7 protein-coding genes are annotated in these 12727 nt (G+C 63.2%); 4 read left to right on the top strand and 3 right to left on the bottom strand.

What is annotated here, in order from left to right:
* The first annotated feature begins 114 nt into the window (after positions 1-114).
* On the top strand, positions 115-1473 hold the full coding sequence (locus tag G405_RS0108220; RefSeq protein WP_022701038.1) for an MBL fold metallo-hydrolase RNA specificity domain-containing protein: 1359 nt from the start codon (positions 115-117) through the stop codon (positions 1471-1473).
* Between the two features lie 78 nt (positions 1474-1551).
* Here the strand turns inward: G405_RS0108220 and G405_RS0108215 are convergent, their stop codons facing one another.
* Entirely contained in the window at positions 1552-1989 is a 438-nt protein-coding gene (locus tag G405_RS0108215) for an FKBP-type peptidyl-prolyl cis-trans isomerase (protein ID WP_028284650.1), read from the bottom strand.
* A 436-nt stretch (positions 1990-2425) separates the two neighbouring features.
* On the opposite strand from G405_RS0108215, the gene G405_RS0108205 reads away from it, so the two are divergent.
* The 3 genes from G405_RS0108205 to G405_RS0108195 all read left to right on the top strand — a co-directional run bounded on the left by G405_RS0108205 (position 2426) and on the right by G405_RS0108195 (position 5302).
* The gene (locus G405_RS0108205) at positions 2426-3193 is read left to right on the top strand and encodes a hypothetical protein (protein WP_022701035.1); all 768 of its coding nucleotides are present in this window, start codon (positions 2426-2428) and stop codon (positions 3191-3193) included.
* A gap of 104 nt (positions 3194-3297) precedes the next feature.
* Positions 3298-4482, top strand: coding sequence for a helix-turn-helix domain-containing protein (locus tag G405_RS15450; protein ID WP_022701034.1), 1185 nt, complete (start codon positions 3298-3300; stop codon positions 4480-4482).
* 100 nt (positions 4483-4582) lie between these two features.
* The gene (locus G405_RS0108195; protein WP_022701033.1) at positions 4583-5302 is read left to right on the top strand and encodes a DUF4386 domain-containing protein; all 720 of its coding nucleotides are present in this window, start codon (positions 4583-4585) and stop codon (positions 5300-5302) included.
* A 237-nt stretch (positions 5303-5539) separates the two neighbouring features.
* Here the strand turns inward: G405_RS0108195 and pbpC are convergent, their stop codons facing one another.
* Together pbpC and G405_RS0108185 are read right to left on the bottom strand one after the other, a co-directional pair.
* Positions 5540-7603 (bottom strand): penicillin-binding protein 1C, encoded by a 2064-nt coding sequence (pbpC, locus tag G405_RS0108190; protein ID WP_022701032.1) that lies wholly within the window; start codon positions 7601-7603, stop codon positions 5540-5542.
* Positions 7604-7612: 9 nt separating this feature from the next.
* A complete protein-coding gene (locus G405_RS0108185; RefSeq protein ID WP_028284649.1) occupies positions 7613-12475 on the bottom strand; it encodes an alpha-2-macroglobulin family protein in 4863 nt (1620 codons plus the stop codon).
* Positions 12476-12727 lie beyond the last annotated feature (252 nt).

Raw genomic sequence — 12727 nt, 5'->3', positions numbered from 1 at the left:
CGCCGCCGTGGACAGGAGTGGGATAGGCCGCGCTTCCGCGACAGGTGACGCCTCAAGCCTCACCGCGAAATTCAGCACCTACCAGCCGCATTTCAAACAGCTTATAGAGGATGCATGCTGACACTGACTTGTCTTGGCGGCGCTGGAACCGTCACCGGCTCCAAACATTTGCTGACCCATGAGGGGCGGCGGATCCTGATTGATTGCGGCCTGTTTCAGGGCTTGAAGAACTTGCGCGAGCTGAACTGGGGCCCGTTGCCCGTTGATCCGTCCAGTATTGACGCCGTCGTTCTCACTCACGCCCATCTGGACCATTGCGGGTATCTGCCGCGCCTGATCGCAGACGGCTTTGAAGGGCCTGTCTTCGCCACACCTGCCACGTGCGACGTCCCCGAACTGATCTTGCGTGATTCCGGTTATCTTCAGGAGAAGGACGCCGAATACGCAAACCGCAAAGGCTTCTCGCGACACTCGCGCGCCTTGCCGCTGTATGATCTTGAGCAGGCCGAGCAATCGCTGGATCACTTCACCCCGACAGAGTTTGGCCAGGTCACGCCCCTGCCGGGCGGCGCAAAGCTGCGGTTTCGCCGCGCGGGCCATATTCTCGGAGCCGCGACGGCCGACATTGAGTGGGGCGGTCGGCGCATCGTGTTCTCAGGGGATCTCGGGCGCTATGGCGACGGCATGATGGTCGACCCAGAACCCGTGGAACGCGCGGACTATGTCGTGATTGAATCCACCTATGGCGATCGCCTGCACGCGCCGGGGGACCCGATCGAGCAGCTGGGCGAGATCATCGAACGCACCCTAAAGCGTGGCGGCAACGTACTGATTCCCTCTTTCGCCGTGGGGCGGGCTCAGTTGTTGCTGTATTATCTATGGCGACTGAAGCAGGCGGGGCGTCTGAAATCGGTTCCGATCTATCTCGACAGTCCGATGGCGATTGACGCGACTGGACTGCTGCACGCCCATATCGACGATCACCGCCTGGACCGCGACAGTTGCCGGAAGATGTGCGCCATCGCCGAGTACACGCGCAGCGTCGATCAGTCGAAGGCCGTCACGGCGAGCCCCTACCCCAAGGTCGTGATCTCTGCGAGCGGCATGGTGACCGGCGGGCGCGTCCTGCATCACCTCAAGGCCCTGGGCGGGGATCATCGCAATACGATTCTGTTCGCCGGTTACCAGGCCGCCGGCACGCGCGGACGCGCCCTGCTCAACGGCAAGCGCGAGGTGAAGATTCATGGCGAGTGGATCGCGATCGAGGCGGAGATCGCCGACCTGTCACAGCTCTCCGCCCATGCCGATAGCGATGAGCTGATACGCTGGCTGTCCGGCTTCAAGACCGCGCCCAAAGAAGTGTTCGTCGTGCACGGAGAGCCGGAATCCTCTGACGCGCTTCGCATACGCATCAAGCGTGAATTCGGCTGGGACGCCCGGGCGCCGCGGCAAGACCAGGTCTTTGAACTGTAGACAATAAACAGGCTGGCGCATCAACGCACAGCCATGACGGTGTTGGCGACCATGGCCGCCATCACCGCAATCCCGGCCTCAGGCCGCGGACTTGATCTCGACCAGTTTCAGATCGAAATGCAGGTCTTCGCCAGACAGCGGATGATTGCCGTCAGCGGTGACCGTCTCGGCGCCCACATCGGTGATCGTGAGGTTGACCGTCGAACCATCGGGCTGCGCCGCGGTGAGGGTCATGCCCGGCTCGGGCGTGTTGTCGCCAGAGAGTTGCGCGCGCGGAATTTCGACGATCAGGTCTTCGCGACGCGGACCGAACGCGTCAGCGACGCCGACGGTGACGGATTCTTCGTGGCCGACTTCCATGCCGTCGAGAACGGCTTCCACGGCCGGGAAGATCTCGGCGCCGCCAATGGTCAGGGCGGCGGGATCATTGTCTTCGGTTTTTCCGACGACCCGGCCGTCAGTGGTGCGAACGACGTAATTCACCAGGACGGTGTCGCCCTTCTTTGCTGTCTGCATGGTAGAACCCTTTTTGAGGGTGAACAGGACAGACGCATCAGCGAACTGCGCGATCGGCAGCTGCATGCACGCCTACGGCCTGCTGTGGTCGCAATCTGTGCGCTTAAAGTCAAATCGCACGGTCAGACCAATACTGCTCACTCACGGCAAGCTTGATAGCGATTGAATAAAAATAGCGCTGAGAATTCGGCGCTCGCGCCTCAAGAGTTCCCGATCAAATTACCCGAAATCTGGGCGCCCTGATCTACCGAGGCTGCGCGCTTAGACTCACGTATCGCCCCGTCATTCTTGGAAAATTTCATGCCGTCAAAGAAATCTGCATCAAACACCCATCGCGCCTCCGCGCGCCTCCAGATGCAGGCGCCCAGCCCCAGAATATGCTTGCGATCATATCTCAGCGCCTTGATGGTGATACTGGCATCCTGGGGCTCGGCCAATGATCCTTCAAAATCTCTCCAACGCCTTGCGCCAGCAAAACTGGTTAGCGGTGGTTCTGGAACTCGTAATCGTCATCGCCGGTATCGTGATGGGTTTCCAGATCAATGCCTGGGCAGTCGACCAGCAGCTTCGTGTTGAAGAGCGCGCGTTTGTGGACCGGCTGCAGGCCGACCTGGACACGCTTCGGCTGGAGCGCGCCAATATCGCGCGCATGGCCGAGAGGAACCGCACGCTAAACGCCGGAGTTTTGGAAAAACTTAGTCCGGAATCTAGCGCCACCGGATTCGATCCAGACGAATGCGCCTTCATGATCGTGTCGAACCTGATCAATTACGACCCCGCAGACTTGCCCGCTCTGGAAGAACTAAGCTCCTCAGGCGACCGGCAGTTCATCCGCGACCCGGAACTGAACGCTGCAATATCGACTTTTGTGCAAGGTCGACAGGCAAGGTCTGAGATCGCCCGGGAGCTCAGCAGCAAAACCGTCGATCTCAGCTTGCGGCACTCCGACCTTATCCGACAAAGAATCTTTATTCCGCAGAACGGCCTGTCTCCCGAGAACCTCCGTGCGGCGCGCCTCTCAGAAATCCGGCAGATAGAATGCGATCTAGCCGCAATGCGTACGGACGGCGAATTCCTGAACAACATAGCCAATAATACAGTGATGTTGGCGCTGTATGTAGAGGCCGTCACCGAACGAACGGATCATTCTCTCACGGCCCTGACCAACGCACTGGCCGCCTTTCAAGCGGGATCGTCTGACTGACCGCCCTTCATAAGAGCCCGGATCGGATCGGAATGAAGGCGAAGCCCGGAGCCGTTACCATTCAGCGGTTGCCCTAAATTTCGATACGTTGGAGAACACGAGCAATGTTCGACACGTTTTCGACAATCGCCTACGCTATCGCAACCGGGTCCATCGGCTTTGCGCTCGCCATGGCGCTGACCCACTCAGGTCAGCGCAGCGACCGAGTCTTGTTCTTCTGCATGCTTCTGACGGCGCTATTGGCGCATGTGCTCGGTCAGCTGCTCATTGTGTCAGGCCTCTATCGGCTCGCGCCGCATCTTGTCGGCGCTGACCTTGCGATCAAGGCGCTGCTTGGACCAGCCGTCTTCTTCTATACTCGCGCCTTGGTTTCTTCTGACAAACCCGGATTCGGCGGTCTCGACTGGATGGCGCTTATCGGTCCGGCGCTGGTCATTCTCGCAAGTCTGCCCTTTGCGGGTTTGAGCGCAGAGCAGAAACTCGCGCTTGCGGATCCGGCGACCCGAAATCCCGACCACTACAGGATCGCCATTTTCACCTGCACCGCGTCGCTAGCCATTTTCCTCGCCTCGACCGCGCTCTACCTCGTCGCCGCCTTGAGGCTGCAACTGAAGCACAGGCGGGAAATGATGGCGCAGTTCGCCAATATCGAGCGTCGATCCCTGGATTGGCTTCGCAACTTGCTGTTCGTATTCGCCGCGGCCTGGCTGTTTTTCGCCGTCAAGCAAGCTCTGTGGTTGAGCGGCGTCACGATACCAGCCTTCACCATCACTCTGGCGTTTACAGAATCCCTGGCGATCGCGGCCCTCGCCTATCTGGGCATGCGCCAGCCTGACCTGACGTCTGACCCGGCGCCCAAAGCCATGACACCGACCCGACGCCCGATCCTGTCCGCGCAGAGGATGGATCGAACCGCCGCCAAGCTGGTGGACGCGCTCAACACCAACAGGCTCTATGCCGACAGCGACTTGTCGCTTCGCAAGGTTTCCGACATCACGTGCGTCACCAAAAACCACATCTCGGAGACGCTCTCCCAACATCTGGGCGTCAACTTCTTTGACTTTGTGAACAGCCACCGGACCGCTGAGGCCAAACGGCTGCTGGCGGAGACGGACCTCAGTATTCTTGAGGTCGGACTGGAGGTGGGATTCAACTCCCGCTCAACCTTCAACGCGGCGTTCAAAAAGCATGTGGGCTCACCCCCGAGCACATATCGCACGCACATACGCAACGCCCCTCCAAATGACGCTGCGAAACCCGACAGAGTGAGCGTGACGACGTCCGAATAGCCCCATCCGGACGACGGACGACTGGATCGGCGCCAGTCTCGTCTCGCCGGTGCGCGTTGCCGGCCTGGATCATTCTTCGTTCTAAGGGGCCGCTCACGCCATGTCCGCCATAAACCCAGCCGAAAAATCCGCCAGCCGCATGGCCCGATTGGCCGGCTTGTCCTACGCCCTCTACACAGCAGCAGGGCTCTATATCACCTTCGGGCCGATCCCGTCCTTTAGTCGCCTGGCCGATCAGGGGGCGGAGACAGAGACGCTCGGCTTCCTGTTCCGCACAGGACTTCTGGCCGAGGTTCTGCTCTACACCTTCGTCATCGTTTCAGCGGCCGCCATGTATGTCTTGCTGAGATCTGTAAGCCATGGCGGCGCTTTGATCGCCGCATTCTGCCGCCTCATCGAAGGCGCGATGGGCGCAACCTTCATCATCTTCAAATACGCCGCTTTCGCAGCGGTGATGAACCCGGAACTGACCCCGGCCTTCTCAGGCGAGGAACGGGTTTCACTGATGCTGCTCCTGCGGGACGTCACCAGTTCCGCGCTCTATTTCCTGCTCATTCCGATGGCGTTCGGCGGGGTCATCTTTTTCGCCCTGTTTTTCCGGTCCCGCTATATCCCGCGATGGCTGTCAGGCTGGGGCATGTTCACCTATTTCATCGTCGGAACGCTGGCCGCCTCAATCGTGCTGTATCCGTCCCTGGAACAGCATGTCATGCTCTTTTTCCTGCCCGGCGCCCTGTTTGAATGGGTCCTCGCGTTCTGGCTCATCTTTGCTGGCGTCAACACTCAAAGACTGAAAACCTCCCCTCCAGTCGCCGACTAGAGTCTGGCCATCTGGTACAGACAGCCTGTCGCAATGCCGAACCGTGCCCGCGCTCAGCTTCACTGAGCGCGGGCACAATCAGTACGGTCCAGACAACGCTTTGATTGCAGTGATTATGAACTGAGGCGTGAGCGGCTGCGAACATCTGCAAACGTCGCATTTGCCGAAACCAGGTCATGGCGCGCTGGCGTTTCGCGACGGTAGGCGGCAGGCCTTCGCCTTCGCGATCAACCCGCCCTATCCTCGAGGCGCCGCCTCGCCAGCGCCGCGAATGCGGACCCTGGACCGCGTCGCCCGCCCCTGGATATCCACCGCCTCGATTTGGTAAAAGCCGCGTGCGCCCGGAACCCAGACGGCGTCACCGACCGCATTGCGTTCCACCGGCTGACCATCGGCGTACCAGGTCACCGCCTGGCTTGACTGGGCGGCGAGCACGAAGCCGCGTCCGGCGCGGTCGGCCCAGACCTCCGCCCCGTCCGGCGGGAACAGGATGTGCGGCGCTGCGTCGGCGGCGAAACGTTCCAGCGTCGGCGGCGCATCGACGGTCTCCCGTTCGGCCAGTCGGAGAGAAGCCGGAGACGGATCAAATTGTTCGACCAGGTCGAACATGCGAAAGAGCACAGGCAAGGCCGCCGCGCGCCCGGTCAGCCCGCTGCGCGGCGCACCGTCGGCCCGGCCGCTCCAGACAATGATGGTGTAACGCCCGGAAACGCCCGCCGCCCAGGCGTCGCGGAACCCGTAGGACGTGCCTGTCTTGAAGGCGATATCCGGGGCGGCGCGGGTCAGGCTGGCCGGCATCCGTCCGCCTGGATGCGGCGCCCGGCGCAAGATGTCGACGATCTCGACGGCCGATTCAGCACTCAGCACAGAAAACCCGCCCTCGGCGGTCGGCATGTCTTCGAGCCAGCGCAAGGGTTGCGCGACGCCTTCATCGGCGAGCGCCGAGTAGAGAACGGCCAGCTCACGCACGCTCAACCCGGCCCCGCCCAGCGCCACCGCCAGACCGTCATCATGTCCGGCGGTTCGGCGACGCGAGGGGGCGGCCCCGGCAAAGCCCAGCACGGCGCTGAAACGACGCGCCCCGACCCCGTCCAGCGTCGCCACAGCCGGGACATTGAGCGAATGCTGCAAAGCCTCGGCGATTGTCACGTCGCCCCGGAACGTGCGGTCGAAATTGTCCGGCTGATACCCGGCGAAGCGCGTCGGCAAGTCAGCGATACGCGTTTGGGCCGCCGCCAGTCCGTCATCAAAAGCCATGCCATAGATGAAGGGCTTCAGTGTCGAGCCCGGCGAGCGCGCGCGGTCTGTCAAATCGATCCAACCGCCCGCTCGGGAGCGCGAAGCAGAACCCAGCGCGGCACGCACGGCGCGGGTCTCGTTCTCCACCACAAGCACAGCCAGCTGGCTGTCTTCGTCCCCGCCGGGCAATTCTTCAACAATCGCCGTTTCAAGAGCGGTCTGAAGGCTGAAGTCCAGTGTGGAGACCAGATCCAGACCCCCGGCATGACCGCCCTGCTCTCGCACCAGCCCCTCGCTCGCATGCCAGGCAAGGGCAGGGAAGGCGCGCCGGTCGGGCGCCGGGTCAAGGGCCGCATCGCGGGCCGCTTGGGAAGACGCCAGTCCGATGGACGCCAGTCGATCAAGCACACGGCCACGCGCGGCGACAGCCTGTTGCGGTCGGCGATCCGGCCGGCGGGATTCAGGCGATTGCGGCAAGGCGATCAGGAGCGCGATCTGATCAATGGTCAGCTCATCCGGCTCGCGTCCGAAATAGGCCCAGCTGGCCGACCGCACGCCTTCCAGATTGCCGCCATAGGGCGCCAGGGTCAGGTAGGCTTCAAGGATCTCATCCTTGGACAGGCGCCGCTCGATCTGCACGGCGCGGATCATCTGAAGGAGTTTGGCGGCGAGTGTGCGCTCGCGCGGCTCCATAAGTCGGGCCAGCTGCATGGTCAGGGTCGAGGCGCCGGAAACGATGCGGCCCGAGGCGAGGTTGTCACGGGCGGCGCGCAGCATCGCGAGCATATCCACCCCGGCATGGCTGTAGAAGCGCTCATCCTCATAGGCCAGGAGCGCTTGAACGAAATCGGGATCGATGGAGTCAAGATGAGCCGGCAAACGCCATCGCCCCTCCTCCACCGGGAACGCGCGCAGCACAACGCCATTGCGGTCTCGCACCACATGAGAGACCTCGGCCGTCCGCGCCAGCGGCGGCGGGAAGAGCTGGTCCAGCGCCGCCACGCTCGCAACCAGGCTGAGAACGCCCAGCAGAACCCAGTATGGCCGTCCCATTTTGCGCATGGGCCCGGCCTAGTCTCCGCGCGGTGCGATGGTGACGGTATTGGAGCCTGAACGTCCGAACACATCCGGACGATACATGTCCTCCATCACCGCGCCCGGGAAGGTGTACTCTCCTGGCGTGACGGCGCGCACGATATAGGCAAGCCGCACCGAGCGCCGCTGTCGCAAGTCAATAGCCGCCAGGAAACGATCATCCCGGGCCTCGGCGATCCGTGGCTCACTCAGTTCGCCGAGCCAGGCATAGGGCCCCTGCCCCCCCGCATCGGTTCGGTCGAGCACCGCCTCGATCTCGAAACCGGCCGGCAGCAGATCGACCAGGATGGCCGGGATGGTGCGCGCTTCGCGGGGCGTCAGGCTGATATCGATGATCATCCGGTCGCCCTGGGTGATGGCGTTGAGAGTCACAGGCCGCCCATCCATTGTGCTAAGACGTTTCTGCACGACCACGCCTTCCATCGCTGCCGGCGGTGCGTTGACCGGGTCGCCATGGGCGATCTGGGTCACCCAGACAGGGCCGGACCCTGCATTCTCGAAACCGGCAGGCGCATCCAGATCAGCAGCCGTAAGTTCGAAAACGGCCTGGCCCGGCTGAGAGGCCCGCTCACCTGCTGAGATATCCAGCGAGTCGGCATCGCCGCCCATCGCCCGCGCCGCCAGCAGAAGAAAGGCCTTTTCCTGCGTCGTCAGACGATCAGGCTCCGGCAATTCCTCAGCCACACGTTCAGCCAGGCGCTCGACCAGCTCAAAATCGTCAGCTTCGGCCGCCAGCGCCAGCAAACCTGCCAGATCGCGGCGGGGCGTCTGGTACCAATCGCCCTGATTGGAATACCCCAGAGCCTCTTCGGCCGCCGCAAAAGCGCTTCGCGAGCGGGCCCGGTCACCGATCAGGTACAGAGCCGTTCCCAGCTGAGCGCGCGCCAAAGGGCTGGCGATGTCATCCAGGCGTTCATCATGCATGTAGCGCAAGCGGGAGCGGTCGACGCGGCCAGCACGGGCCAATACATAGAGCGCATACGCGGCGCTCCTGTCAGACAGCCTTTGTTCGGTATCCGTCTGACCATTCCAAGGACTGACCGTCCTGTCATAGCCATTCACCCGCCAGAGTTCCTGGTCGCCGATTTGGACGAGGGTTTGATAGGCGCGTTCCAGCGCCGCATCTGGCACCGTATAACCGGCAGCCGAGGCGCGCGCGAGGAAGTCCACCGCATAAACCCCTAGCCAGGGCGAAGCGCCACGATCCCCGACCCGCCAGAGGCCGAATGTCCCGTCCGCACCCTGCCGAGACAGCAGGGCGCCGATGGAGTCCTGAACGCGAGAGCGGGCTTCATCCACCCTGTCAGAGCCGGACAAGTCTGCGAGTTGATCGGCGTAAAGCAGCGGCATGGCGCGGCTGGTGACTTGTTCCGAGCAGCCATAGGGATAGCGGCTGAGCGAGCGTAACAGGGCCGCCTCATCCAGCGGCGTCGGCGAAAAGCTGACGCTCACCCCGCCTGTGCCTGGCATGAAATCGGCGAACACATCCGCAGGCACCGTCCAGCTGTCTCCCGGGCTCAGTCGGCCTCGCTCAATGTCGGAATAGGGCAGCCAAGCCGAGCGCACTTCGATCGGGTAGGACCGTTCGACGGCAAACCCTTCCGGCCCCGAGACGCTGAGCGACAGCCCGCCAATCCCGGTGTCGCTGGCGGCGATCGGGTGGCGCGGGTCGACCCGCTCGCCCGAAGCCAGCGGATAGGTCGCCTGGATATCGGCAAGGACGGGCGCCTGACCGCTGATACGGGCGGCGTACTCACCCGCAGCGCCCTCGACATTGTCCAGCGTCAGCGTCGTCATGGACGTATCGCCCGGCGCCAGGAACCGCGGCAGCACGAGCTCGGCCGTCACCTCATCGCGCACCGTCAAAGGCTGGGCTGTCGCACCAACACCCGTATCAGACCAAGCCACCGCCATAAGGCGCAGTTCACCATTGAAGTCCGGAACATCGAACTCCACCGTCGCCCGGCCGTCACGATCCAGCCGGACCGGACCGGAATAAAGCGCCACGGTCCGGGTCGGCACCACGCTCAGCCCGGCCCCGCCAATCTGGTCGCCCCCGGAGCGGATCGCCGCCGCCGCGCCCTGGTTCGGGTCGAGCAGACGGCCATAATCATCCAGCAGATCCACATCCAGAGCGGCCTTGCCGAAATACCAGCCCACCGGATCAGGCGACTGGAAACGGGTCAGAGCCAGAATGCCTTCATCCACAGCCGCCACGGTTAGCCAGGCCCCGTCGCGCGCAGGCCCATCAACTTCAACGTCGAGGGTCAACGTCTGTCGCGGTCTCACCAGCTCCGGCGCATTCAACGCAATCTCGAAGGTACGATCAGAGACATCGACCGGCAGATGCATCGCACCGACAGCCCGGCGCGGTCGTGGCTCGGCCACCGGATCACGCGGCGTCAGCACAGAAACCATGACATAGGCGCCAGCCCCCCAGTCCTCGTCGACCCGGACACGGATCTCCGCGCCCTCTTCGGGCACGCTGACAGAACGCGTTTCCAATACGCGATCCGTCGCGATCACGATTTCCGCCTCACCGGCATAGGGCGGCAGAATATTGATCACGGCGTCTTCGCCCACGCCCAGCGGCTCATCGGGGCCGGCGAGACGCACCCGATCCGGGGCCTCGGTCCCGGACGATGCACGTGCGCCCCAGCCCACCCAAAAGCCCGTCGAAGCGCTTGCTTCAGTTCCGTCATGGGTCAGGACCAGCTGGTAGTCACCCCAGTCCATGGGCGGCAATTGCAATTGCGTCGGCGCATCCGCCGTCAACCCGACCACGCCTTCCTCAACCAGAACCACATTGCGCGACCGGCGCCATTGCCAGCTGCCGCCAGACGTCCGGTACCAGTCATACTCCCAATCGATCCGCAGCAATCGCCAGCTCGCCGATGTCGCCTGGAGTTCGCCTTGCGGGTTCAGCGCGACCAGGTTGAAGCCGATTTCCGCCTGGCGTTGGGCCCGGCCTTCAAACTGGGGATCGATCCCCAGATAGACCGGTTGAGGCCGGTAAGGCAGACGCACATCATCAGCCACCGCCCGGCCACCGGGTTCGATCGCGCTGACCACGGTGCGAATGCGCAACGGCATGGACGCGTCGACCCCGGCATTGGGGGCGGCGACCACAATGCTGGCGCGACCGGCGCCGTCAGCCACAGTATCGGGCAGATCACGGCTGGTCTCGCGGAAGGGCTGGTCGTGTCGGCCGAACTGGTAACCGCTGTAAGCGGGGAAAGGATTGGGATCAGCCTCGACGCGGATCCGGGTCTCCACAGTCAACCCGGCGCCAGCCGCTCCATAGAGAAAGCGGACATCAGCGGTCACATCACGGCTCTCGCCGGCCAGGATCGGGGTCTGCGTATCAGCCTCAAGGTCCAGCGCAATGCGCTGGGGCACGAAATCCTCGACCGAGAACCGCGCCTGCGCGACACGGCCATGACCATCAAGCTCGGCGTCGATGCGCCATTGCCCGCGTGCGGCCTGGGCCGGCAAGTCGAACTCCCAGAACACAGCCCCGGCCGCCTCGGCGGACTCAAAGCGCTGGCGATCCGCTTCCAGCCCGTTCGGGCCGAACAGGATCAGCGTGCCCGGCCGTTCGGTGACGGCCAGGGCCTCCGCATTGCGAAAGAGCGCATTGGCGTAGACGTGCTCGCCGGGCCTGTAGATGCCGCGGTCCAGATAGAGATAGCCATCGGCGCCATCGGGACGCTGGCGCCCCCCCACATTCTGGCCGGACAAGTCGACCGGTGATCTTTGCAGATCGAGCACGGCGAAATCATTGTCCGGGCCGTAGGCGGTCAACAGGCGCGGCGCCATGGCGCCCTCACCTCGGATCAGCGGGCCGTCGAAACGAGCACGACCGCCCGCATCCGTCCTTGCTCGCCCCAGGATCTCGTTATTGCGTGCGACGAGCTCGACCTCCACCCCGCTTACGGGCTGGGCGGTCTGCAGGGAGCGCACGACGTAATCAATGCCGTCCTCGCCGCGATAGGCCGTCAGCGCCAGGTCTGTGATGACCAGCCAGCGGCGCGCCCGTGCAGGCGTACGGTTATCATCCTGCGCGCTTGCGGCGTCGTCGACCTCGATAAAATAGGCGCCGGGCTGCAAAGCGCCAATGGCTTCGGCGATCGGGAAGACCGTGGTCACAGGCGTATTGAGATCACCGGCCGTGTCCATCTGACCATTCCAGATGCGCTCGGCCACCTCGAACGGGTTCTCGTCGCCGCCCAGCCACTCATACTCGCCCTCGCTCGCATTGAAGCCGGAGGTGATGGAGCGAAAGGCAAGCGCACGGTCGGTGATCCGCCAGAGACGAATGCTGACTTGATCCACATTGACGGTTTCAATCGCCAACCCGTCAGCCTCAAGACGCGGCAAGATGACCCCGTCGCCGACAATGCCGACATAGGCGGGCCTGTCACCGAAATCGATCTCGATGGTCTCGTCCTGGGGCAAAGCCTGGCCATCGGCCGCCGGCAAGCCGGCGCGCATCGTCAGCTGAACACTTTCCCCGAAACTCATCCCGCCCAGACACAGGGTCTGCCCCTCGGCCGACAGTGCGAGGCTCTCGCCGCTCTCCAGCGCGATATAGGACTGGTAGTCCGCTTCAGGGTCGAGCGGATGGGTGAAGCCAAGGCATACGCCCGGAGCCTCGCCCCCGACTTCAACGCGATAGCGCAGGAAGGCGAACTGACTGGCCTGCTCGGGCTGGGCGCGGGGCGCATCAACCGGCCGGGTTTCAAACGCCGGCCCGGTCTCATCCTCGCTGCCCGGAGAACAGGCGAACAGAAGGCTGGCGGCCAGCCCCATTGCGGTAAGTGCGCGCCGAAATGTCATGGAAAACCCTTTCCCGTCTTGGATGGGAGCTTAGGCTTTCCAGACCGGAATTGCAGCGCCTGGGAGACGAATATTCCGAGACAATCGAATCTATTGGGCAACGGCGCCAAATTGCGCCGGCTCAGTCATGTGTGTTTCTCAAACAATTCAAGACAATGGCCAAAGGGAGCCGGAAACGGATTCACACCATCGCCGCTAAACCTGGTGAGGACGCTGGATCACGCCCTGATCCTTAGCCGGACGGATGCCGGA

Source organism: Oceanicaulis alexandrii DSM 11625 (assembly GCF_000420265.1).
GTDB lineage: Bacteria > Pseudomonadota > Alphaproteobacteria > Caulobacterales > Maricaulaceae > Oceanicaulis > Oceanicaulis alexandrii.
This window is presented reverse-complemented; position numbering and strand designations above follow the sequence as displayed.

Bases quoted from the DNA above. Each gene is read 5' to 3' on its own strand.
- pbpC (WP_022701032.1), bottom strand. From the start codon at position 7,603: ATGCGCAAAATGGGACGGCCATACTGGGTTCTGCTGGGCGTTCTCAGC.
- G405_RS0108220 (WP_022701038.1), top strand. From the start codon at position 115: ATGCTGACACTGACTTGTCTTGGCGGCGCTGGAACCGTCACCGGCTCC.
- G405_RS0108215 (WP_028284650.1), bottom strand. From the start codon at position 1,989: ATGCAGACAGCAAAGAAGGGCGACACCGTCCTGGTGAATTACGTCGTT.
- G405_RS0108195 (WP_022701033.1), top strand. From the start codon at position 4,583: ATGTCCGCCATAAACCCAGCCGAAAAATCCGCCAGCCGCATGGCCCGA.
- G405_RS0108185 (WP_028284649.1), bottom strand. From the start codon at position 12,475: ATGACATTTCGGCGCGCACTTACCGCAATGGGGCTGGCCGCCAGCCTT.
- G405_RS15450 (WP_022701034.1), top strand. From the start codon at position 3,298: ATGTTCGACACGTTTTCGACAATCGCCTACGCTATCGCAACCGGGTCC.
- G405_RS0108205 (WP_022701035.1), top strand. From the start codon at position 2,426: ATGATCCTTCAAAATCTCTCCAACGCCTTGCGCCAGCAAAACTGGTTA.